Here is a 23592-nt window from a genome sequence, read left to right on the forward strand (position 1 = left end):
TTCAGAAGTTGCGGGTGAAAAAATAAAACCGGCCGTCTCGAAAATGGGTTACCGGTTTTTCACCAGCTCACCGACGATTGCCAGGGCGTCATCGAGCTTCTCGGGCTTTGTGCCGCCGGCCTGGGCCATGTCGGGCCGTCCGCCGCCGCCACCGCCGACCACAGCGGCCACTTCCTTGATGATCTTTCCGGCATGGAGTTTTCCGGCCATGTCCTTGGTCACGACCGCCACCAGCAGAACCTTGTCTTCCGCAACGCTGCCCAGCACCACCAGGCCGGACTGAATCTTGTCCTTGAACTTATCGGCCAGATCACGAAGGGCGGCCGGGTTGTCCACAGCCACCTTTTTGGCCACCACCTTGATGTCTTCGACCGTGATGAAGTCTTCGGATACGTCTTCCACGTCCCGGCCGGCGATGTCGGCTTTAAGCTGAGTAATTTCTTTTTCCAGCTCCTTTTGCCGGCTCAATAGTTTTTCAATCCGTGATGTGAGGTTCTCGGGCTTGTCCTTGAGAGACCGGCTCGCGGCGCGCAAGATGTTTTCTGAAGCCTGCACATAGGCCACGGCCGCGGCCCCGGTGACCGCTTCCATGCGCCGGACGCCGGAGGCCACACTGGATTCTCCCAGAATTTTAAACAACCCGATATCACCCGTGTGCTCGGTGTGCGTGCCGCCGCATAGTTCCCGGCTGAACTCGCTCAAGGAGACCACCCGCACCCGGTCTCCGTATTTTTCCTCGAAAAGAGCGGTTGCGCCGGATTTCATGGCCTCCTCGGCCCCCATCTCCACGGTGTGGACCGGTGCGTTCTGTCGAATGCGCTCATTGACCAACGATTCAATGGCATCGAGGGTCTCCGGCTCGATTGGGGAAAAATGAGTAAAATCAAACCGAAGCCGGTCCGGCGCCACCAGGGAACCCGCCTGCTTGACGTGATCGCCGAGCACCTCCCGCAGCACGGCATGCAGAATGTGCGTGGCCGTGTGGTTTCGGGCCGTATCGCCCCGGACGCTGTTATCCACTTTCAGGCGGATCGAATCCCCCTTTTTGATGCGCCCGGAGGTCACCGTGGCCTTGTGAAGGATGAGCCCGGTCGGATCCTTGACCGTATCGGTGACGGATAACACGGCACCGGGTGCCGAAATGATACCGGTATCTCCCACCTGGCCGCCGGAGGCGCCGTAAAAGGGCGTTATGCGGCTGACGACTTCCAGGTCATTTCCTTCCACCGCCTCGGTAATTTCTTCTCCGTTTTGAACCAACAGCACGATCTCGGAAACGGCCTCCTGTTGCCGATACCCGACAAATTCCGGGCTGAACCCTTCAGCACTCAATCGTTTATAGGCTTCCCCGGTTTTTGAAAAGGTGGTAACCGATCGGGACTGGGCGCGCTGGCCCGCCATGGCCGCGTCAAAGCCGGCCTGATCGATTTGAAAGTCTTCATTTCGAATCACGTCCCTGACGATATCCACGGGAAAGCCAAAGGTGTCATAGAGCTTGAAGATGACCTGGCCCGGAATGGTTTTCTCCCCCCTGGCTTTAAGGTCTTCGATCGTATCGTTCAAGAGCCGCAACCCATTGTCCAGCGTTTCGGAAAAGCGAATCTCTTCGTTGCGAAGCACGTTGCTGATAAAGGCCGCGGCATCGGCAAGCTCAGGATAGGCCGCTTTCATGATATGAATCACTTCGCCCGCGGTTTCATGTAAAAAGGGCTTGGTGAGGCCAATGTGGCGGCCATACCGAATCGCGCGGCGCAAAATCCGCCGCAACACATAGCCCCTTCCGTCATTGGAGGGCAGCACGCCGTCTCCGATGAGAAAGGCGGCGGCCCGGCTGTGATCGGCAATGACTTTCATGGCCACATCCGAAGATGCGGATTCACCGTATGATCGTTCCGAGAGCGCTTCTGTTTTTCGAATGATCGGCAAAATCAGATCGGTTTCATAATTCGTGGCGGTGTGTTGCGTCACCGAAGCAATGCGCTCCAGGCCCATGCCGGTATCGATGCTGGGCTTCGGCAAGGGGGTCAGGGTACCGTTCGCATCCCGGTTAAACTGCATGAAGACCAAGTTCCAGATTTCCAGAAACCGGTCGCAGTCGCATCCCACCCGGCAATCGGGCCGGCCGCAGCCGTATTGCTCGCCGCGATCGATATGAATCTCGGAGCACGGGCCACAAGGCCCTGTATCACCCATGGACCAGAAATTGTCCTTTTCTCCCAGCCGGGTGATTCTATCCGCGGAAACACCGGCCTGCCGGTGCCAAAGATCATAGGCTTCATCATCGTCCAAATAGACGGATACCCAGAGCTTTTCCTTTGGCAGTTGATAGCCGTTCACCAAAAGATCCCATGCAAAATCGATAGCATTTTGTTTGAAGTAGTCCCCAAAGGAAAAATTGCCCAGCATCTCAAAAAAGGTGTGATGCCGGGCCGTATAGCCGACGTTCTCCAGATCGTTGTGCTTGCCGCCTGCCCGAACGCATTTTTGAGAGGTGGCGGCGCGAACATAATCCCGCTTTTCCTCGCCCAGAAAAATCCGTTTAAATTGAACCATACCGGCATTGGTGAAAAGAAGGGTCGGATCATCCGCCGGAACCAGCGAGGAGCTGCGGACTATCTGATGTTGGTGCTTTTGAAAATAATCTAAAAATAGCTTACGAAGCTCGTTTCCCGTCATGAACCTGCTCCTTATTCAACTCATGCGCTTGCCGCCCTGCCCTTCCGCTTACTCAATTCGGGGGCACAACTCTGTAGGGGCGAACCTATGTGTTCGCCCTCTCGTGATCAGGGCGAACACATAGGTTCGCCCCTACGGGTTGCGAGCATAGCCATCGTTGGATGTTAATCTTCCTCACCCACCACGGTACGATCTTCCTTCAGGGGTATCCCCATAGCGGCTTTGACCTTCAGGGAAATCGCATCGAACAAATCGGTGTTATCCTTTAAAAACTTCTTCGCGTTTTCGCGCCCCTGCCCGATTCGCTCCCCGTCATAGGAATACCAAGCGCCGCTCTTATCGATAATGCCCGTGAGCACCCCCATATCGATCAGATCCCCCGTCTGAGAAATGCCTTCCCCGTACATAATGTCGAATTCCGCCTCACGGAATGGCGGCGCCATCTTATTTTTCACGACCCGCACCTTGGTTTTATTGCCAAGCACTTCCTGGCCTTCCTTGATGCTGGCCGAGCGCCGAATATCAAGGCGTACCGAAGCGTAAAATTTCAAGGCGTTTCCACCGGTGGTGGTCTCCGGATTCCCGAAAACCACGCCGATTTTCATGCGAATCTGGTTGATGAAAATCAGGGTGGTATTGGTTTTGCCGATGGAACCGGTCAGTTTTCGCAACGCCTGAGACATCAGGCGCGCTTGAAGCCCCATGTGCGAGTCCCCCATTTCGCCCTCGATTTCGGCCCGCGGCACCAAGGCCGCCACGGAATCGATGACAATGATATCGATCGCACCGCTTCGAACCAGCATATCGGCAATTTCAAGGGCCTGCTCACCCGTATCGGGCTGAGACACCAGCAGTTCATCGCAGTTGACACCAAGCTTTCTGGCATAAACCGTATCCAGTGCATGCTCCGCATCGATAAAGGCGGCTATTCCGCCGCGCCGTTGTGCTTCCGCAACCGCATGAAGCGCCAGAGTCGTCTTTCCTGAGGACTCCGGGCCGAAGATCTCGGTCACCCGTCCGCGCGGAAGTCCGCCGATACCTAGGGCGCGATCCAGGGCCAGCGACCCGGTGGAAATGACCGGCACATCCGCAACCGGCCGACTTCCCAGTTTCATAATGGCGCCCTTGCCAAATTGCCGTTCAATCTGCCCGATGGCGGACTCAACCGCCCGATCCTTTTCAGCCGGTGTGCTGCTCATGAAACCTCCTGGTGAATTTACAATTGATAACACCATGACCACTGGTACCCCTTCCCCCGGGGCATCGGCCTGGTTAAACGTGCTCGTGAACGTACGCGGGCACGTGTACGTTTAGGTGCACGAAACCGCATGATAGAGAATTCAGACACTGCGCAAATTCGGGTTACAAAATCGTCAGCCTTGCCTCGGCCAACCGGGTATATATCGCACCCGCAGGTTTCAAATCACTTTTAAACAAGGTTAGGCTTTCAACCATGAATTCAACCGATTCAGCCTGCTCCGCCTTAATAAGCGCTCGTTGCAAGGCATCCGGGTCGATCCTGTTTTTCACCCGGCCCAGGGTCAGGTGCCCCTTAAAGGGTCTTTTTTCAGGCGTAATCCCCACCTGCGATAACGCAGACTCAACTTGACCCTGCAAATTAAGCAATTGATCCACCTGCCCTTCTATTCCCAGCCAAACCACCCGCGGCTGCCGCAAGCCCGGAAACACGCCGACCCGGCACGCGCTTAGTGAAAAAGGCACCGTATCTTGCGCCGCCGAAGCAAGCGCCGTTTTGATCTCCGCAATTCGATCCGCTTCAATATCCCCCAGAAATTTTAGCGTCAAATGCAGATTTTCGGGCCGAACCCAACCGAGGCGAATGCCTTCGGCCCGCATAATCTCCTGAACTCGACCGGCAAAACAAACCACCGGCGGCGGCAATTCGACGGCAATAAATGTTCGCAACAATGGGGGCATCGAGCGAAATCCGCTTTAAGACGGCAAGGTGAAAACCGGTTCACCGAGCAAAAAGTCTCCCTTGGCAATCCATTGTTTTAAAGTGGTTGCGATTTCCCTGGCCTTGCTCATACTGCTCAAGGGCGCGGTGGGAATCGGTTTTCCCCTGAACTCGATGGTGCCGCTTCGAAGCTCGGCGTAGTTGACCTGCCCCAGGCTTTTGGCGACGCCGTTGGGATAATCGTTCCCGTAATCGATGATCTGAGTGAAGATTTCCTCATCCGATATGGCGGTGCAGGCTGCCATCTCCTCATTTAACATCGGTATCGGAATACCGAGACCAACGGCCAAAGAGCAGCCATACCCCTGGTAACTGACACCCACAAGCCATTCGGGTTTCATCTGCTTCATATCCCCCATCACCCAGAGCGTGCCGGCCGGGGACAGGGGAACCCCCTTATCGGATCGTTTCACCCCGTAATTATGCTGCGTTCCATGCCAGGTAACATACCCGACTCCCCCGCCAAGAAAAATGCGCGTTCCGAGCCCAATGGTCTTATAATAAGGGTCATTGAGCAACGGGCTCAATTGCCCGGCGGAACAATAATTGGCGTTGCCGGCATTGGGCTTTAACGTGCCCATATAGGTATAAATGGTTTTTTTCAACAAGTTGACCGCGCAATTATAGTTCTGATACCCATTTCTCGGGCTGCACAGCGTGACCTGGGGCAGCGTTTTAAGGGTGACCTCTTTTTCCAGTGTCTTGCCGGGATAGCAACAGGTGCCGTAAGCCGTGGCGCGAAGATAGACTTTTTTGCCGGACAGCAACTCGTTGAGCACATGCCCCCCGCCGTAAAGAAACTCTCCGGGATATACCTTATTGAGCGGATCTTCCTCGCAGGGTTCCGTCGCGCCGAGATAACAATCCACCGCGGCCAGGCCCGCGTACGCCGGGACATTGTTCAACCATACCTTTGAGGCCTTGAGGGTTGGCACGGAATGGCCGAAATTAATAAACGCACCGGAAGAACACATGGGCGCAAATGTACCGGTAGTAACCACATCAACTTCCCGTGCGGCTTCAGCCGGCCCTGCATCCCTGACAATGCCGATCATCTCTTCTGCGGTGACGATCACTGCTTCGCCGGACTTAATTTTCTCGTTAATTTCCTGATAGGTTTTAGTCACTTTCTTTTTGCCCATGCGCAGATTCTCCTTATCCGGCAAAGCCGGAAGCTGAAAGCGGGAAGGCGGTGAACCACAATACCTTCTCGACCTTCGACAAACATGCACGCCGGAAGGAGCATGTTTTTGATACGGGACAACATTCTTTTTAAAAAAAGGCGGGTTTTCCCGCCGGATTTTAACCGGGCAATCCACACCCGCCGCAATGACCGATAGCGGCACCAGCAGCAGAAGATATTCCCGTATTATTTTTTATCTTTTTGTTTCAATATATTAGAGCCATCCTTGTTTCTTTGTTCGGTCGATAACATTATCAGCTTCAGTAGCGGGAATCAAGGGTAAGTTTACCCCCTTCACCCCGCTAACCCAGTGCAAGCGCTGTCGTTTTTTTCGTTTCTTGACTTTTACCCCTAGGACGGCTACATGTTGAGCCGACAAGAGAAAGTTTTTCCCCGGTCGAGGTGCTGCAGAAAATTTACGCACCCGGGCCGTTTTCATTTAAGCGGGCAAGGGAGGTTATGGTTACCGTAAAAAACATATTCATCGGCCAAGGCGCACCCCTTGCCGTCATCGCCGGCCCGTGCGTCATTGAAACCCCGGAAATCACGTTTTCAATAGCGAAAACACTTAAAGCGTTGACGGAACGAATCGACATTCCCTTTATTTTTAAAGCGTCTTTTGACAAAGCCAACCGAACCTCCATCAATTCCTTTCGCGGACCCGGCATTGATGACGGACTGGCGACCTTACGGCACATAAAAGAAGCGCTGGACATACCGATTCTGTCCGATATTCATCGAATCAGCGATATTGAAAAAGCATCACAAGTATTAGATATTATACAGATTCCAGCTTTTTTATGCCGTCAGACGGACCTGATTCTGGCAGTCGCGACCACCGGAAAACCGATCAATATCAAAAAGGGACAGTTTCTCGCCCCATGGGATGTGGAAAATATCGTGGAAAAAGCGGCTTCGACCGGCAACAAACAGATACTGATTACCGAACGCGGCAACATGTTCGGATACAATAACCTGGTGGTCGATTTCCGCGGCATTAAAATCATGCAGCGCACCGGCTATCCGGTGATTTTCGACGCCACGCATAGTGTTCAGCTGCCCGGCGGCAGCGGAACCGCATCGGGGGGTCAGCGTGAATTTGCGTCCATACTCGCCGCCGCCGCCGTGGCGGCCGGCGCTGATGCCGTTTTTCTCGAGGTTCATCCAAACCCGGATGCCGCCCTGTGCGACGGCCCGAATTCCCTGAGTCTGGACGAACTCCCCCCATTGCTTTCCCGGCTCAAAGCGATTCGCAACGCACTTTGATGAGGCCACCCTTACTGATAACCGGACCGTTGAAGCCTAAAAGGACCTATTTTGCCGAAGATTACCGCCGATATACAAGCGCGACTCGAACAGGTTCAACTGCTGCTTCTCGATGTGGACGGCGTGCTTACCGACGGCGGTATTATTTATAATGCAGCAGGGGAGGAAATAAAACGCTTTCATGTAAAGGACGGCCTAGGTATCAGGCTGCTGATGGAAACCGGCATTCGCGTTGGCATTATCACCGGCAGGCGTTCCCCGGCCCTGACGCATCGGCTCAACAACCTCGGTATTGAGCTCGTGCTGGACGGTATTCACGATAAAGCAGCCGCACTGACAGATATAACCGCCCGAGTCGGTGTGGATAACCGGCACATTTCATTTCTCGGAGACGATCTGCCGGATCTTCCCGTCATGAAGCGGGTCGGATTGGCAGTGGCGGTTGCGGATGCCTGCTACGAGGTAAAAGAATCCGCCCATATGATTACGGCCGCCGGCGGGGGTAAAGGTGCCGTCAGAGAGCTTTGTGAAGCCGTCCTGAAAGCCAAGGGATTGTGGGAAGGGATTTTGGAGCGGTTTTTAACATCATGATACTGAAAAAGCGTCATCATAAAAAAGTGCAACCCATCCTTATTTTGGTGATATTCATCACCATGGGGATTTTAATCGCAGTTTTTTGGTCGGCCCGCCAATCCCAAGGGCCGCCGGCCACCGCAGCTTCCACCCCAGACGAGGAAGCAACCCTCTCCATAGAGGGGATACAGATGACCACTACGCGGGACGGCAAAACCGCCTGGAATTTAACCGCCCGAACCGGTCATTATATCGATCAACACCAAAAGGCGAATTTTGATGAGATTGCGACCATATTTTATACGGACGAAGGACAACGGGTTGATCTTACGGCGGATAAAGGCAGTTACAACAGCGGATCAAATGACCTTGAAGTTTCCGGCAATGTTGTGGTAAAAAATAGCCAGTATGAGATGAAAACCCGGCATTTAATTTATGATCACCGCCAGCGAAGCCTTAAATCAAATCAGCCGGTATCGGTTTGGAGCGACGCAACCAGCATGACGGCAGCGGCCATGATCTATAACTTACAAACCGGGAAAATAACATTTTACGGCAAGATATCAGGAATCATCAGTGATAACATCGTACTATAATATCAAGGGGTGTTTTTGGCGCCGGTTTTCGATCATCGCGCCGATATGTTTGTTTCTTTTAATGGCTGTTTCCGCGTATGCTCAAGACGCGGTAAGTGCAAGCGACAAGATAATGCCGCCGCCGGGGAAAAGCGATCAGCAACCCGAATTGAAAACGCCAACATCCGCCGATACGCTAAAGAAGGGAGTTGGTGACGCTGCCAAAAAGTCCGCGTCCGACAAAATTTCCATGGAATCGGACAAAGCCGTCATTAATCGCGCGGATAGAGTCATAGAGCTTGACGGCAACGTAAAGATCAGCCAGGGAGATACCGTTGTCACGAGCAACACGTTAAAGATTTTCCTCAAAGAAGGGGCTTCGGTCGATACACCGGCCAAATCCGGGGAAAACTCCATAGAGAAATTGATTGCCGACGGAAATGTTGAATTCAAACTGGATACCGGAACGGCCTATGCGGATCACGCCGAGTACAAAGCGGACACCCGGCTGTTGATACTGACCGGAAAGGCGCCCAGATTCGTCAGCGGAGAAAATACCATCACCGGCTCCAAGATCACGGTAAACCGGGATACGGGCATGGTTTCTTTCGAGGGGGGTGATTCGAGAGTCGAAGCGGTGATCTATTCCAAGGAAAAACTATAACCGCAAAAGCGGGGCCACTATAACCGATAGGCGTGTTGATTATACCCATTATGCCGACTTTATCCGTAGCCAATCTGAAAAAAACGTATCACGGCAGGCGCGTGGTCAATGATGTCAGCCTTCAGGTGAAAAGTGGCGCCGTGGTGGGCCTTCTCGGGCCGAACGGCGCGGGAAAGACAACCACTTTTTACATGACGGTCGGCATGGTAAAGCCGGATTCGGGATGCGTTTACCTGGACAATGAAAACATTACGCATGATCCCATGCACTTGCGAGCGCGCAAAGGCGTCGGGTATCTTCCGCAGGAGGCATCCGTTTTTAAAAAGCTGACGGTTCGTAACAATATCCTTGCCATTCTGGAAATTCTTCCCATAAAACAAAGAAAAAGGGAGGATCAGACCGACTCACTCCTGGAGGAGCTGGGAATAGCGCACCTGGCAAACCAAAAGGCCGGCCTCCTCTCGGGGGGAGAACGGCGTCGGCTGGAAATCGCACGGGCGCTGGCGACAAATCCGTCTTTCATCTTACTGGATGAACCATTTGCCGGCATTGATCCCCTTGCGGTCATTGACATTAGGAACATCATTCACCATCTTCAACAAAAGGGAATCGGCATTTTGATTTCCGATCACAATGTTCGGGAAACGCTCAGTGTTTGCGAAAAAGCATTTATTTTATATGATGGCCGGGTAATAGAATCGGGAACACCCGAAAATATTGCCGCCAGCGAAACCGCTTGCAGAATTTATCTGGGAAACGAGTTCAGGTTGTAAAATGGCGATTGAACTACGGCAACAACTAAAATTATCCCAGCAGCTCATCATGACGCCTCAGTTGCAAATGGCGATCAAGTTGTTGCAGCTCTCCAGGCTGGAACTGATGGAATCCATTCAGCAGGAACTGGAACAAAACCCGACGCTGGAAGAAGGCCCTGAACTCCTATCGGAAGAACCCCTTGCGGAAGCGAATCAAGTTCCCAAGGAAGCCACGATTACCAAAGAAATCACCATTGAAGAAAAAATTCGGGAAGATATCGACTGGAGCAATTACATGGACGAGTATAACTCGCCCGGGCGCTCCACCTTCGAGTCTGAAGCAAAAGATTCTCCGCAATTTGAAGCCTTCATCGCGCTAAAGGAGACCTTGAGCGATCATCTGTTGTGGCAGTTGATGATGACCAAACCTTCTGCACTCGAGGAACAAATCGGCAGCTTTATAATCGGCAGCATCAATTCGGACGGCTATCTGGAAGTGGACATTGAAGAAATCGCCCAAGCCAATGCATGCGAGCCCTACCTCGTGGAAACCGTTCTGCATTTGATGCAAACCTTTGATCCGATCGGTGTGTGCGCCAAAGACCTCAAGGAATGCCTGTTATTGCAGGCGCGCCACTTGAACCTGGACAACACGGTCGTCACCGAGATCATCAGTCATCACCTTCATCACCTGGAAAACAAAAATTACAAGGCCATCAGCAAGGCATTAAAAGTCAGTCTCAATGACGTCATATCCGCCGTTCATATCATTCAGGGTCTGGAGCCCAGACCCGGCTTGCAGTTCTCTGCGGAAGAACCTCAGTATATTATTCCCGATATCTATGTATATAAATTGGATAATGAATTCGTCATCGTTTTAAATGATGATGGCATGCCAAAACTGCGGGTTAATAATTTCTACAAAAAAGCCGTCAACCGAGAGGAGGCTATCACAGGCAAAACCAGGGATTATATTCAGGAAAAGCTGCGTTCTGCAGCGTGGCTGATTCGAAGCATTCACCAGCGGCAAAAAACAATTTATCGCGTCATGGAAAGCATTCTTAAATTTCAATCCGATTTTTTCGAGAAAGGAATTGCCTATCTGAAACCGATGGTACTCAGAGATGTCGCGCTTGACATCAGCATGCATGAATCAACCATCAGCCGTGTCACGACCAACAAGTATGCATACACACCTCAAGGTATTTTTGAATTAAAGTACTTTTTTAACAGTTCCATCAACCGGTTTCACGGAGAAGCCATCGCATCCGCCAGCGTTCAGGACAAAATAAAACAAATCATCGACAGCGAAAATCCCAAAAGACCCTATAGCGACAGCAAAATTGCCGACATGCTGGAAGCGGCCAACATCAATATCGCACGAAGGACGGTGGCCAAGTATCGAGAAATGATGCGCGTTCTGCCATCGAATAAACGGAAGCAATACTGAAGGGAGGTCAAATATGCAAACATCGGTTACTTTTAAGAATATTGACCCATCAGACCCCTTGAAATCATACGTTCAAGATAAACTGGAGCGTTTGGACAAATTACTGGATAATCCCGCCGAAGCCAATGTCGTGCTTCGGGTCGAAAAATTTCGTCATATAGCCGAAGTGAACATCAATGGGGACCGGCTCAACATCATCGGTAAAGAGGAGACGGAGGATATGTACTCCGCCATTGATATGGTTCTGGATAAACTGGAAAAACAGATCAAGAAAAACAAACAAAAAATTCGGGACCACCGGGCCGGCGGCAAGGGCAGGAACAGAGGCGGCGCCGTTATAACGGACTTGCTTCAGGAGGAAGAACCGTCGGGCCAGATCAGCGTAAAACATATCGATTATAAACCAATGGATGTGGAAGAGGCTGTTATGCAGTTGGGCCTTGTGGATGATAGCTTTTTGGTATTTACCAATGCCAAAACGGATAAAGTCAATGTGGTGTACCGCCGAAATAAAGGCAACTTCGGATTGATTCAACCAAGTAACTAATATACGTCCATGATCGAATCGGGCATGGCGGATACCGCTGGGTCCACCGCCATGCCCTCGGACGTTTCGGTGATAAGCAATGAATATTTTGGATGTGCTTCAAAAAGAAGCGATTATTGTTGACCTGAAAGCAACCGATAAAAAAGGCGCCATAGAAGAACTCGTTGTCCCCGTAGCGCGGATTGCCGGCGTTGAAAAAGAAGATATGGTCCGCGTGTTGATGGATCGGGAACGGCTCGGTTCGACCGGCATCGGAGACGGTATTGGTATCCCCCACGGCAAACTGAAAAAACTGGATTCCCTCGTTCTCGGATTCGGCATCAGCCGCAAAGGCATCGATTTTGAATCCATGGATAACCGCCCCACTCATATTTTTTTCCTTCTCATTACCCCTGAAAATTCCGCCGGCCTGCATCTAAAACTGTTGGCTCGTATTTCAAGAATATTAAAAAGCGAATCCTTTAAAGAGCAATTGCTCAGTGCCGCAGATGCTGATGAAATCCGTTCGGTTATCAGGGAGGCGGAGAAAGACATCTAATTAGTGAACCCTTCCAACATCATCATTATCACCGGATATTCGGGGTCCGGCAAGAGCACGGCTCTGGCTGCGCTAGAGGATGTCGGGTTTTATTGTGTCGATAATATGCCGGTGGCCCTGCTCCCCAAATTTTTGGAGTTGGTCTCGGAAAGTGATCCGGAATTCGCCGGATTTGGTTTTGTCATGGACTTGCGGGAAAAGGGATTCATTGATAAATATCAGGACATCTTTCAATTATTGCGGGAAAAATGCCATGAGCCGAAAATCCTCTTTCTGGAGGCCGATGAGCCATCACTAATACGGCGATACAGCCAAACCCGGCGTCAACACCCGTTGGCTCAGGGCCTGAGTGTAGCAGAGGGCATTCGTGCCGAAAGCGCTCAGCTTTCAGCGCTCAGAAAAGAAGCCCATCAGGTCATCGACACCTCCCACTTCAACGTTCACGACTTAAAAAAACTGATATCCGATATTGCCCAAAAAAGCAGAAAAATATCCTTTATCACGATCAACCTGCTTTCCTTTGGATATAAATTCGGCGTCCCCAAAGATGCCGATCTGATGATGGATGTGCGTTTTCTGAACAATCCTTATTTTATCCATGATCTCAAACCCTTAACCGGTGAATCCGAAGAAATTCAACAGTTCGTTCTGAATGATCCCAACGCCGTCAGTTTTCTCGATAAATATCTGAGTTTGCTCGACTGGCTCATTCCGCTCTACGAACAAGAAGGCAAGGCGTATCTGACCATCGCGATCGGCTGCACCGGCGGCAGACATCGTTCCGTGACCATCGCAAAAGCCATTTATGAGCACATTCTCGGTTCCGGAAAACGGGTTTTAATTTTCCACCGCGATATCAATCAATAACCCTCTGTTAAATTAAGCGGAATCAGCCATGTTTGGAATCATTGTTGTCACTCACGGCACCCTGGGTGCAGCCCTGCTTGAAACAGCCGCCTATATTACTTCGGATCGAATGGAAGGGACCCTCGCGGTTTCCATCGGCCCCAAGGATGACTCGGAAAAGATCCGGCGTGAAATCGTCAACGGCATTAAAAAGATACCACAGGGTTCGGGCGTGCTGATATTCACGGATATGTTCGGCGGCACGCCCTCCACCCTGAGCTATTCCTTTTTAGAAAACGCCAATGTGGAGGTAATTTCAGGGGGCAATCTTCCCATGCTTATCAAAGCGCTATCCATTCGCAACACGACCCCCGTTGCCGAAGCGGCCTCGACGATCGAAACCTATGGGAAAAAAAGCATCACCCTGGCCAGTCGTCTGCTCAAAGCCGGAAAAAAGGGATGATGGGTTGAATTGGCAGATTTTTCCCATGCGCGAAGCCGATATCGATCAGGTGCTTGACATTGAACGGATCTGCTTTAAGAAACCATGGAATCGCATTTCATTTTTAGCGGGGCTTTCTTCCGCATGGTCCATTTGTTACGTGGCAAAAGCCGCAAATAATCTTGAACGCGGGGGCATTATCGCTTATATTTGCGCTCAGCTGGTTATCGATGAACTCAGCATTCTTAAAATCGCCGTAACACCCGGCTGGAGACGACAAGGTGTCGGCAACGCCCTTTTGGAAAGGAGTATCACAACCGCTTTCACAAATGGCGCCGCAACGGCGTTTTTGGAGGTTCGCCCCTCCAACCTGGAGGCGATGGCCTTTTATCAGAAAATAGACTTTCAAATAGTCGGCAAACGGCCCAATTATTACCCTGAAACCGGGGAAGACGCCCTGGTGATGGCAAAACAGCTAAAGGAGAAGGGACGATGAGTATCAAGATCGGCATTAACGGGTTTGGTAGAATCGGTCGCATGGTGTTTCGCGCAGCGCTGCAGAACGCAGATGTCGAAGTGGTTGCAATCAATGATTTGACGGATCCGGCGACCATCGCTCATTTGCTTAAATATGATTCCGTTCACGGCCGACTGGCGACTGATGTGGTTGCTAAAGAGGAAGCCATTGAAGTCGCGGGGAAAAAAATTGTCATTACCTCGGTGAAAGATCCCGCTCAATGCCGCTGGAAAGAATTCGGTGTCGACATTGTCGCGGAATGTACCGGGTTATTTACCAATCGGGAAAATGCAGCCAAACACCTGACGGCCGGCGCCAAAAAAGTCATCATTTCCGCTCCCGCCAAAGAACCGGACATTACCATTGTCATGGGGGTTAACTCCAACCGGTATGATCCCAGGCAGCACCATATTGTTTCTAACGCTTCCTGCACGACCAATTGTCTGGCACCGGTAGCCAAAGTCGTGCTGGAAAATTTCGGTTTGAGCGCGGGTCTGATGACCACTATTCACTCTTATACGGGTGATCAGCGAATCCTGGACTTTCCGCACAAGGATCTTCGCAGGGCCAGGGCTGCGGCCCTTTCTATGATTCCCACGACTACCGGCGCCGCTAAAGCCGTCGCACTGGTGCTGCCGGAATTATCCGGGAAATTGAACGGGCTGGCCATTCGCGTTCCCACCCCGAATGTTTCCCTGGTGGATCTGGTCGCGACCATCGATAAACCCGGTGTCACCACAACCGATGTGAATGACGCGTTCAAGCATGCGGCTGAAGGTGAATTGGCGGGCATTCTCGGATACAGTGACCTGCCTTTGGTATCAACGGATTATAACGGTTGCCAGGATTCATCGACGGTTGATGGTCTGACTACCTATGCGATCGGCAACATGATCAAAATTTTGTCCTGGTACGACAATGAAACCGGCTATTCGCATCGAATGGTTGATCTGGCGGCAATGATCGGCGCCGAACTCTAACGAATAAAGGAATAACAAAAATGAATCGCAGACCGTTAATCGCCGGAAACTGGAAGATGTATAAAACCTGCGAAGAAGCTGCGGAAACCGCTAAGAAATTAACGGAATTTCTCAGCCCACCCCCGGAAAACATCGATATCATGATCGCCCCTGCCTTCACTGCGCTCAGCACGGTGGCATCCGTGATTCAAGGAAGCTGCATTGCCCTCGGCGCCCAAAATATGTCTTGGGAAAAGGAAGGGGCTTTTACCGGGGAAATCTCGGCGCCCATGTTGATCTCGTGCGGATGCCACTATGTGATCATCGGCCATTCCGAACGGCGCCACCTGTTCGGAGAAACCGATGAAGTCGTTAATCGCAAAATAAAGGCTGCCATTCGGCACAACTTGATTCCGGTTCTCTGCGTTGGCGAAACCGAGGAAGAAAGAGAACAAAAAAAGACCTTTTCCGTGCTTGACAAACAGACCGAAAAAGGGGTAGAAGAGCTGTCTTCGACTGAACTTGCAACCCTGGTGGTGGCCTATGAGCCGGTATGGGCCATCGGCACGGGTAAAACGGCCACGGTGGACCAGGCACAGGAAGCTCATGCCTATCTGCGAGGGGTCATTGAGAAAAAGTTGGGCAATCATCTTGCCAAATCCATTCGAATACTGTATGGAGGGAGCGTAAAGCCCAATAATATTGAAAGCCTGCTGAAAATGCCCGATGTGGACGGGGCATTGGTCGGAGGAGCCAGCTTGCAAGCAGAGTCGTTCAGGGATCTGGTTCTATACAACCAATAACGCTTTGGAAACGGAACACCAATCATCATGGCAACCTTGTTAGTTGTTATACACATCACCATTTGTATTGCCCTGATCATGATCGTCTTGCTGCAAACAGGCAAAGGGGCGGACATGGGCGCGGCCTTTGGCGGCGGCGGCAGCCAAACGCTTTTCGGCAGTGGTGGCGCATCCACCTTTCTGAGTAAGTTGACAACCGCTGCGGCCATCGCTTTCATGTTGACATCTTTTGCGCTTGCATTTATTTCCAGCAACCGCGTGGGGACATCCCTTGTCATTGACAGCAAGCCCGCAGTAGAAAAAAAGGCGGAAACAAGCGCACCCGAAAATGTGAAAGCGACGGATTCAGCAACGGAACCCCCCGTGGGCACCCAGTCTTCCGAAGCCGAATCAAAAAAATGAGTTGTATCCCGTGCCGAAGTGGTGGAATTGGTAGACACGCTATCTTGAGGGGGTAGTGGGGAGACCCGTGCCGGTTCAAGTCCGGCCTTCGGCACCAGATCCAAGCAATAATACCCGAAACGTAACACCAGTTTTAAGCCGGCACCATGCTCGGCGTTAATCTAACCGACGATAATGCCTCAAAACAGGAATCCTCAACCACTAGGTGCAGCGGTGGGCAAGCAGGATAAAATTCTGATTATCGATGATAACGAGGATGTGCTCTCGACGCTTTATCAATTCCTGAGCCATAAGCATTATCAGGTCGTTTCGGCAACCAACGGCTTGGATGCGCTCAAGCTTTTCGATGCGGAAGCGGAAGGCTTCGATCTGATTATAACGGATCTGGTGATGCCCAGCATCAGCGGTGTGGCCGTTATCGCTATTGTTAAGGATAAACAACCGGACATACCGATCATTGCCATCACCGGTTGGGGAGAACATCCGGAAGCCCTGGCAACCGAAGCCAAGGCGGATGTTGTGTTGGAAAAGCCCTTTGAATTGAACGCACTCGAAAAACTGATTAAAAAGTTGCTTGCCAAGCGGGAAAAAACACTTAAAACGGATCAACAAGTGTGATACCATACCTGAAAACTTGAATTCTTGATTTCGGGTTCTGAACAACGGTCAGCGCACTGCCAGCCAACCTCTTGAGTTTAGTGTTCAATCGATTTTGTCCGAATATCAGCAAAATCGAAATTTTTAAAAACGGACTCAAACTATATTGAATCAGTCTATGGTACCCCTACTCATCGGCGTCAGCGCCAGCATAGAACGCATCAGAGAACTGATCAAACATGTGGCGGATACGGGCCTCAACATCGTTATATCCGGCGAAAGCGGTGTCGGCAAAGAGGTGGTTGCGCAAAATCTTTACCAGCTCTCCCCCAGAAGGCACAAACCCTTTATCAAGGTAAACTGCGCCGCTTTGCCCGACGGACTGCTTGAAAGTGAGCTGTTCGGGTTTGAGCGAGGCGCCTTTACCGGTGCCGAGCGAAAAAAACGCGGAAAATTCGAGCTGGCCCATGAAGGCGTCTTGTTCCTTGATGAAATCGGGGATATGTCTTTTTCACTTCAAGCCAAGCTCCTGCATGTGCTTCAGAGCGGCGAGTTTGCACCGCTAGGCTCCGAGAGGGAGTTCAAAACGGACACCTGGGTGATCGCCGCCACAAACTGTGAGCTTGAAAAAAGCATCAGGGAAGGTAAATTCAGAGAGGATCTTTATTATCGCCTTAACATTATCAAGATTCAAATCCCGCCATTGAGAGAAAGGCCGGAGGATATTCCACCACTTGTCGATTATTATATTGATCGCTACATTTCCCAGTTTGACAATAAGCAACTGTTAAAGCCGGGCATTCATATTGTTCAACGGCTCATGGAGTACCCCTGGCCCGGCAATGTGCGGGAGTTGCAGAATGTGCTGAAGCGTTTTCTGGTGGTTTGCGACTGGGACGAAATTGTCGATGAGCTGTCAATCAACAAACCATATTCGGACCCTCAAAGTGGCAATGCCTCTTTACCGGGCGCTCCATCCGCCGGACTCAGCGCCGCTTCGATCGTATCGGACTATCTGAATCTTAATGGATCAGAACAATCTGATTTCAAAGGGTTTTCATTAAAGGACATCAAGCGTCAGGCCCTCGACCATGTTGAAAAAGAAGTCATCGCCTTTGTGCTTGATAAAACCGGGTGGAATCGCAGCAAGGCCTCAAAGATTCTGAAAGTCAGTTATAAAACCCTGCTTTATAAAATCGCGGATTTAAATATCGCTCCCCCGATGGCCTGATTTTAAAGGTTGTACTTGGATACCAGCCTTGAAAGATAAGTGCGCTGAATTCCCATTATTCCGGCAGCCCGACTTCGGTTTCCGCCGGTTTGCGCCAATGTCATTTCAATAAACGCCTTTTTAAACCTGCTCACGGCTTCCTGTAGGCTCAACCCAGATTGCAGCCCTGAATGATAAATCGAACGCGGCCCCTCAATAGGCAAATCTTCAGGCATAATCTGCACACCGTTTCCCATGACCACGGAACGCTCCAGCGCATTGCTCAACTCCCGAACATTGCCCGGCCAATCGTAAGATGTCATTCTTTCCAGGGCGTCACGGGAAATGCGCAGGCGGGAAATGCCGCGCTGCGAACGGAATAGATTTAAAAAGTGGTGACACAACAACGGAATATCCTCTTTTCTGTCCCGCAACGGCGGCATTTCAAGATGAACCACATTGAGGCGATAATAAAGATCTTCCCGAAACCGTCCCTCGGCAACTTCCTTTTCAATATTCCGGTTCGTTGCGGATAGCACCCGGACATCCACATGAATGGGCGAAACCCCGCCCACACGATAAAAAATACCTTCCTGAACGACCCGAAGCAATTTTGCCTGCATGCCCGGAATCATTTCACCGATTTCATCCAGAAAGATGGTGCCGCCGTCGGCCGATTCGAATCTGCCGGTTTTCCGACTCACCGCCCCCGTGAAGGCTCCCTTTTCATGCCCGAAAAGTTCATCTTCCAACAGGCCCTCCGGAACAGCAGCGCAGTTGAGCACCACCAACGGCTTGTCACTTCGCGGGCTGGCATCGTGAATCAGCCGCGCCAGCAATTCCTTGCCGGTGCCGCTCTCACCGGTTATCAGCACGCTGGTTTTGGATTCCGCCACCTTCAACGCATTGGCGATCACCTGTTTTATCTGTTTGCTTTCACCGATAATCCGGGAGTTAATACCGAGGGCCGTCCGTAATTCCTTGTTCTCCTGATTCATTCTGGCGATTCGTTGGGCGTTTCCGATGGCAACAGCCGCTAAATCAGCATAAATTTGTAGCAAATCCATGTTGTTCTCTGTTAGGTTTGTGCCATCCAGTTTATCAATGATTTGCACGACACCAATAACCGTTGTGCCCATTCGCATGGGAACGCAAACGATCGAATGGGTCTTATACCCAATGGCGAGGCTGATTTCCTTACACCATCTGGCATCTTTTTCCACATCCGGGATTAAAAGGGAGGTTCCGGTCTTGGCGACCGTTCCGGCGATCCCCTGTCCCAAATCAACTTCGTAGGCCTTTATCTGCTCCCGCTTTTCTCCAGTGGCCACCTGAAAATGAAGCCTGCTTGTTTTCCGATCGAGCAACAACAATGATCCGGCCCTTGCATCCATGGCGCGGACGGCCGTCTCCACCACCAAATGCAGCAAACGATCCAGATCATTTGCTGAGGATATCCATGAGGATATCTCCTTTAAGTGATCCATCGGCCCGCAAGTTGAATGGCAACTGTCATTCATAGGTATGATTACCCGGCAAAAAAATCAGGGCGTTCTTTCCGTTATCGGAATGTATGGTTTCTCGGTCGGCCCCATATAAATCTGACGGGGCCGGCATAGCTTCCAGGTCGGATCATCCATGCTCTCTTTCCATTGGGCAATCCAGCCGGGCAATCTGCCGATCGCGAACATCACGGTGAACATATTGGTGGGAATGCCGATAGCCCTTAAGACGATCCCGCTGTAAAAATCGACATTCGGGTACAGGTGATGACTGATGAAATAATCATCCTTTAGTGCGATTTCTTCAAGCTCCTTGGCGATATCAAGCAGGGGATCCGAGATATTGAGCTTTGCCAACAGGGTATCACACGTTTTTTTAATTATTTTTGCCCGAGGATCATGTGTCTTATACACCCGGTGACCAAACCCCATCAACCGGTAGTTTTCGGATTTATCCTTTGCCCGCGCCACCACCTGTTTAACATTCCCGCCCCCGCGATGAATCTCCTCAAGCATTTCAATCACGGCCTGATTCGCGCCGCCGTGCAGCGGCCCCCACAGTGCGGCAATACCGGCGGAAATGGCGGCATATAAATTCACCCGACCGCTGCCTACCAATCGAACCGCCGAGGTGGAACAATTCTGTTCATGATCGGCATGCAACACCAAAAACACATTGAGCGCCTTCACAATGTCCGCATCTATCTCATATGGATTCACGGGAGAGTCGAACATCATGTATAAAAAGTTGGCGCAGTAAGATAAATCATGCCGGGGATAGGCCACCCGATGCCCCCGGGAAATTTTATAGGACATCGCCGCCATGGTCCTTACCTTGGAGATAAGGCGGGCCATCGTCAGATCGACATCCACCTCGTTGTCGTCAAGTTCGGGGTAAAAACTGCGCAGCGCATTCACCATGGAGGATAAAATCCCCATGGGATGACTCGTCCGTGGAAAATTTTGAAAAAAAGCCCGCATGTCCTCATGAATCAGCGAGTTGTCATTTAACAGCACGGAAAACCGGGTCAATTCGCTACGCGTGGGCAACTCCCCGTGAATCAGGAGGTAAGCCACTTCCCGAAAGGTTGAATATTCGGCAAGGTCTTCAACCGGAATGCCCCGATACCGCAAAATACCCGCCTCCCCATCCATGAAGGTGATGCTGCTACGGCAGCTTCCCGTATTGGCAAACCCCGGGTCCAGTGTAATAAACCCGGTTTCGTTTCTCAACCTTGTGATATCAATTGCTTTTTCACCTTCAGAGCCCACGACCACGGGCAATTCATACGTCTTTCCATCCAAAAGGAGCTTGGCAGTTTCAGTCATAATATTCCTCTTAATCCGCTCGCTATCGCCTTGAACATTTTTTCCGTTGCAAGGCAGTAAGCCGCTTTCGTACCCAAAAGTACGCAACCGGCATTCGATAACCTATCAATGCTGAAGGCGAAAGGTAATGTCCGCCGGGAATTGAATGGCAATGCTTTTTTCCGTCAGCTTATAAAAAACGAGATCCGGTGCATTCCCCGAACCAACCGGTAAGAACCGCCTACTTAAAGAAGATAGGGACCACATTCACAATAAGTCGGTCTTGATTTATACTTAATATTCTTTTTCGGGTCAAGCCTATCATTTGGTCTTATCTTTCGGTCTGCGCGGCGCCTTTTCCACGATGTCGGGCGAATGGTGCCGATTATAAAAAAAGGATTGCTTAGAAATCGCCGACTCTGTAATGTGACTATTTACTTTTATCAGGGGTCGATAAGCCTGTCTGATTTGATAAAAGCGCCTTTGTCAAAAAAACAATGGATGTGTGCGCAATGAAAAGAACGCGATGAGAATGCATCGCACCAATAAACGATAGTGGCCTTCAACTCGATCCGAACAGGCTGACCGTCGGAGAGGCTATTGGGGCCACAAAGAGAAGGAGGAACTTGAATGGCTGAAAAACCGGTTAAAGATCTGATGGTCCCGCTTTCCGATTATGTCACGGTGGGCGTGAATGCCACGCTGTTTGAGGCAGTACAAGCGCTTGAAAAAGCGCAGGCAAATAACGAAAAGGGCCGCCATCCGCATCGTGCGGTATTAATTTTGGATGCAAATAAAAATGTCGTGGGCAAATTGAGTCACCACGATATTATGCGCGCCTTGGAGCCCAAATATGATCACCTCGAGCTCACCCGATTCGGTTATAGCCGGAAATTTATGGAGTCCCTGCTGGAAAAATACCAGCTATGGGAAGATTCCCTGGATGACATTTGCAGAAAAGCCAATGAAAAAAAAGTGGTCAACTTTATGGCCAAACCCACCGAAGCCGAGCTGATTAACGAATCAGCCCCTCTGAACTTAGCCATTCACCAGCTTTTAATGGGCTGTCACCAGAGCCTGCTGGTCATGCGGGCCGATCAAGTTATCGGGGTGCTCAGGCTAACGGATGTATTTCAAGAAATTTCCCGAATGATGAAGGAATGCAAACTCTAACCAGCAATTCAGCCCGCATACGGCCGCTGGCCGACGGGCAATTATAAGTTTAAGGAGAAAACACAGCTATGGATACGGCACAAGTTGCAGAAAAACCCGGCTTTAACTGGAAAAAGTTCTTATTTCTGTCAATCGGCGTCATTTTGTTTATCGTTGTGTATTATTCCCCGCCATGGCCGGATGCCGTCGACCCCGAGGGAAAGCATTTCATGTTATCAAAAGAAGGCAAAGGGGCGCTGGCCGTCTTTTTGCTGGCCGGCACCTGGTGGGTGTTTGAAGTGGTTCCCATCGGTATAACGAGTCTCGCGATCGGTGTGTTGCAGGCCCTTTTTCTGATTCGGCCCGCCAAAGAGGCGTTTAAAGATTTCATGGACCCCTCGGTCCTTTTTATTTTCGCATCCATCATGATCGGTCTGGTATTCACCAAGACGGGACTCACCAAGCGCCTGGCATATAAGATGCTGCTCGTTGTCGGTGAAAAAACAAGCATGATCTATTTAGGGTGTTTTGTCGTGACTGCCGCGCTGACCCACATCATGGCCCATACGGCCGTGGCCGCCACCATTTATCCGCTGCTTTTGTCTATTTACGCCTTATACGGAGAAGGCGACAAACCGACGAAATTCGGTAAGGGACTTTTTATCGGCATGGCCTTCATCGCCGGCGCCGGCAGTATCGTCACCCTTCTGGGGGCTGCCCGGGGTGCGGTTGCCGTCGGATTTTTCAAGGATATCGTCGGCAAGGAAATTAGCTTTTTCGAGTTGAGCTATTATATGGCGCCGGTCGGCTGGCTCATGGTGTTTTTGCTCTGGGGTTTCTTCATGGTTTTTTTAAAGCCGGAAAAGAAAGTGATTCCCGGTCTTCGCGAAAAAGCCAGAAAGCTGGATGCCGCGATGGGGCCCATTACCCGCAAAGAGATCATTGCGTCCATCATTGTTTTTATCTGTATTCTGACTATGTCGCTTCGATCGTTTATTCCCGCATTAGAGCCGATAGATAAAACCGCGCTCATTTTAATTTCCACCATTCTCTTTTTCATTACGGGCATTATGGATATAGACGACCTGGAAGCCATTCCCTGGAACATCATTTTATTGTTCGCGGGCGCCATGAGTATCGGGTTTTGTCTCTGGCAAACGGAAGCCGCCAACTGGCTGGCCGTCAACTGGCTGGTCATGTTCCAAAAAGCCAACTGGTTCGTATTCGTGATGAGTATCGCCTTTTTCGTCATGATCATGACCAACTTTATCATGAACGTGGCGGCCATTGCTATTTCTCTTCCCGTAGCGCTGGTCATCGCACCTTACCTGGGCGTCGCTCCCGATGTCATATTGTTTGCGTCCCTGGTCACTGCGGGCATGCCGTTTTTGTTGCTGGTGGGTGCGGCGCCCAACGCCATTGCCTATGATTCCAAACAGTTTACAACCGGTGAATTTTTTCTATATGGTATTCCGGCCAGTATATTGCTCATGGTGGTGGTCGCCTTTTCCATTTTTGTCCTCTGGCCGTTGATGGGGATGCCGGTAACCATGTAACTATCTCCTATCGAGGGGGGGGCACGCCCCCCTCGATAGATTTTAAACACTGCGTATGCTAAAATGGCTGCCATAAGCGGTTACTTTTCATGA

Annotated in this window: 24 protein-coding genes and 1 tRNA gene; 19 read left to right on the forward strand and 6 right to left on the reverse strand. The window is 50.9% G+C overall.

The features are described 5' to 3' along the window. Window positions 1–48 precede the first annotated feature (48 nt). From alaS to RBT11_15095, 4 genes are all read right to left on the reverse strand, one after another. On the reverse strand, window positions 49–2676 hold the full coding sequence (gene alaS / locus RBT11_15080) for an alanine--tRNA ligase (protein ID MDX9788103.1): 2628 nt from the start codon (window positions 2674–2676) through the stop codon (window positions 49–51). 164 nt (window positions 2677–2840) lie between these two features. Next, window positions 2841–3875, reverse strand: coding sequence for a recombinase RecA (gene recA, locus RBT11_15085; GenBank protein MDX9788104.1), 1035 nt, complete (start codon window positions 3873–3875; stop codon window positions 2841–2843). 163 nt (window positions 3876–4038) lie between these two features. Then, window positions 4039–4614 (reverse strand): RNA 2',3'-cyclic phosphodiesterase, encoded by a 576-nt coding sequence (gene thpR, locus RBT11_15090; protein MDX9788105.1) that lies wholly within the window; start codon window positions 4612–4614, stop codon window positions 4039–4041. A gap of 15 nt (window positions 4615–4629) precedes the next feature. Next, a complete protein-coding gene (locus RBT11_15095) occupies window positions 4630–5796 on the reverse strand; it encodes a homocysteine biosynthesis protein (GenBank protein MDX9788106.1) in 1167 nt (388 codons plus the stop codon). Between the two features lie 500 nt (window positions 5797–6296). On the opposite strand from RBT11_15095, the gene kdsA reads away from it, so the two are divergent. The 17 genes from kdsA to RBT11_15180 all read left to right on the forward strand — a co-directional run bounded on the left by kdsA (window position 6297) and on the right by RBT11_15180 (window position 18002). Then, a complete protein-coding gene (gene kdsA / locus RBT11_15100) occupies window positions 6297–7103 on the forward strand; it encodes a 3-deoxy-8-phosphooctulonate synthase (GenBank protein ID MDX9788107.1) in 807 nt (268 codons plus the stop codon). Between the two features lie 51 nt (window positions 7104–7154). Further along, window positions 7155–7694, forward strand: a complete 540-nt coding sequence (locus RBT11_15105; protein ID MDX9788108.1) for an HAD hydrolase family protein — start codon at window positions 7155–7157, stop codon at window positions 7692–7694. Beyond that, window positions 7691–8272, forward strand: coding sequence for an LPS export ABC transporter periplasmic protein LptC (lptC, locus tag RBT11_15110; protein ID MDX9788109.1), 582 nt, complete (start codon window positions 7691–7693; stop codon window positions 8270–8272). The genes RBT11_15105 and lptC overlap by 4 nt, the downstream gene beginning before the upstream one ends. Beyond that, the gene (locus RBT11_15115; GenBank protein ID MDX9788110.1) at window positions 8253–8915 is read left to right on the forward strand and encodes an LptA/OstA family protein; all 663 of its coding nucleotides are present in this window, start codon (window positions 8253–8255) and stop codon (window positions 8913–8915) included. Before lptC ends, RBT11_15115 begins: the two co-directional genes overlap by 20 nt. Before the next feature lie 50 nt (window positions 8916–8965). Further along, the gene (lptB, locus tag RBT11_15120) at window positions 8966–9688 is read left to right on the forward strand and encodes an LPS export ABC transporter ATP-binding protein (protein ID MDX9788111.1); all 723 of its coding nucleotides are present in this window, start codon (window positions 8966–8968) and stop codon (window positions 9686–9688) included. A 1-nt stretch (window position 9689) separates the two neighbouring features. Next, the gene (rpoN, locus tag RBT11_15125; protein MDX9788112.1) at window positions 9690–11120 is read left to right on the forward strand and encodes an RNA polymerase factor sigma-54; all 1431 of its coding nucleotides are present in this window, start codon (window positions 9690–9692) and stop codon (window positions 11118–11120) included. A gap of 13 nt (window positions 11121–11133) precedes the next feature. Continuing rightward, window positions 11134–11667 carry a ribosome-associated translation inhibitor RaiA gene (raiA, locus tag RBT11_15130; GenBank protein ID MDX9788113.1) on the forward strand — a complete coding sequence of 178 codons (534 nt, stop codon included), beginning with the start codon at window positions 11134–11136 and terminating at the stop codon, window positions 11665–11667. Between the two features lie 79 nt (window positions 11668–11746). Beyond that, complete coding sequence (locus tag RBT11_15135; GenBank protein MDX9788114.1) at window positions 11747–12205, forward strand: PTS sugar transporter subunit IIA; 459 nt, start codon at window positions 11747–11749, stop codon at window positions 12203–12205. A 3-nt stretch (window positions 12206–12208) separates the two neighbouring features. Beyond that, window positions 12209–13072: an RNase adapter RapZ gene (rapZ, locus tag RBT11_15140; protein ID MDX9788115.1), complete on the forward strand. Its 864-nt coding sequence runs from the start codon at window positions 12209–12211 to the stop codon at window positions 13070–13072. A 28-nt stretch (window positions 13073–13100) separates the two neighbouring features. Then, complete coding sequence (locus RBT11_15145) at window positions 13101–13514, forward strand: PTS fructose transporter subunit IIA (protein ID MDX9788116.1); 414 nt, start codon at window positions 13101–13103, stop codon at window positions 13512–13514. Between the two features lie 4 nt (window positions 13515–13518). Continuing rightward, window positions 13519–13989 (forward strand): ribosomal protein S18-alanine N-acetyltransferase, encoded by a 471-nt coding sequence (rimI, locus tag RBT11_15150; GenBank protein ID MDX9788117.1) that lies wholly within the window; start codon window positions 13519–13521, stop codon window positions 13987–13989. Then, window positions 13986–14990 carry a type I glyceraldehyde-3-phosphate dehydrogenase gene (gene gap, locus RBT11_15155; GenBank protein ID MDX9788118.1) on the forward strand — a complete coding sequence of 335 codons (1005 nt, stop codon included), beginning with the start codon at window positions 13986–13988 and terminating at the stop codon, window positions 14988–14990. Before rimI ends, gap begins: the two co-directional genes overlap by 4 nt. A 20-nt stretch (window positions 14991–15010) precedes the next feature. Then, window positions 15011–15772, forward strand: coding sequence for a triose-phosphate isomerase (tpiA, locus tag RBT11_15160; GenBank protein MDX9788119.1), 762 nt, complete (start codon window positions 15011–15013; stop codon window positions 15770–15772). 27 nt (window positions 15773–15799) lie between these two features. Next, the gene (gene secG / locus RBT11_15165) at window positions 15800–16174 is read left to right on the forward strand and encodes a preprotein translocase subunit SecG (protein MDX9788120.1); all 375 of its coding nucleotides are present in this window, start codon (window positions 15800–15802) and stop codon (window positions 16172–16174) included. 12 nt (window positions 16175–16186) lie between these two features. Further along, a tRNA-Leu gene (locus RBT11_15170) sits at window positions 16187–16271 on the forward strand. Window positions 16272–16387: 116 nt separating this feature from the next. Then, window positions 16388–16792 (forward strand): response regulator, encoded by a 405-nt coding sequence (locus RBT11_15175; GenBank protein ID MDX9788121.1) that lies wholly within the window; start codon window positions 16388–16390, stop codon window positions 16790–16792. Window positions 16793–16949: 157 nt separating this feature from the next. Then, window positions 16950–18002 carry a sigma-54 dependent transcriptional regulator gene (locus RBT11_15180; GenBank protein ID MDX9788122.1) on the forward strand — a complete coding sequence of 351 codons (1053 nt, stop codon included), beginning with the start codon at window positions 16950–16952 and terminating at the stop codon, window positions 18000–18002. A 2-nt stretch (window positions 18003–18004) separates the two neighbouring features. Here RBT11_15180 and RBT11_15185 read toward each other — a convergent pair whose 3' ends face one another. Then, a complete protein-coding gene (locus tag RBT11_15185) occupies window positions 18005–19468 on the reverse strand; it encodes a sigma 54-interacting transcriptional regulator (protein ID MDX9788123.1) in 1464 nt (487 codons plus the stop codon). Window positions 19469–19525: 57 nt separating this feature from the next. Beyond that, entirely contained in the window at window positions 19526–20812 is a 1287-nt protein-coding gene (locus RBT11_15190) for a citrate synthase (protein MDX9788124.1), read from the reverse strand. A 609-nt stretch (window positions 20813–21421) separates the two neighbouring features. On the opposite strand from RBT11_15190, the gene RBT11_15195 reads away from it, so the two are divergent. Beyond that, complete coding sequence (locus RBT11_15195) at window positions 21422–21964, forward strand: CBS domain-containing protein (GenBank protein MDX9788125.1); 543 nt, start codon at window positions 21422–21424, stop codon at window positions 21962–21964. 68 nt (window positions 21965–22032) lie between these two features. Further along, window positions 22033–23499, forward strand: a complete 1467-nt coding sequence (locus RBT11_15200) for an SLC13 family permease (protein ID MDX9788126.1) — start codon at window positions 22033–22035, stop codon at window positions 23497–23499. Window positions 23500–23592: the final 93 nt, after the last annotated feature.

The organism is Desulfobacterales bacterium, from assembly GCA_034003325.1.
In the GTDB taxonomy this organism is placed as follows: domain Bacteria; phylum Desulfobacterota; class Desulfobacteria; order Desulfobacterales; family JAFDDL01; genus JAVEYW01.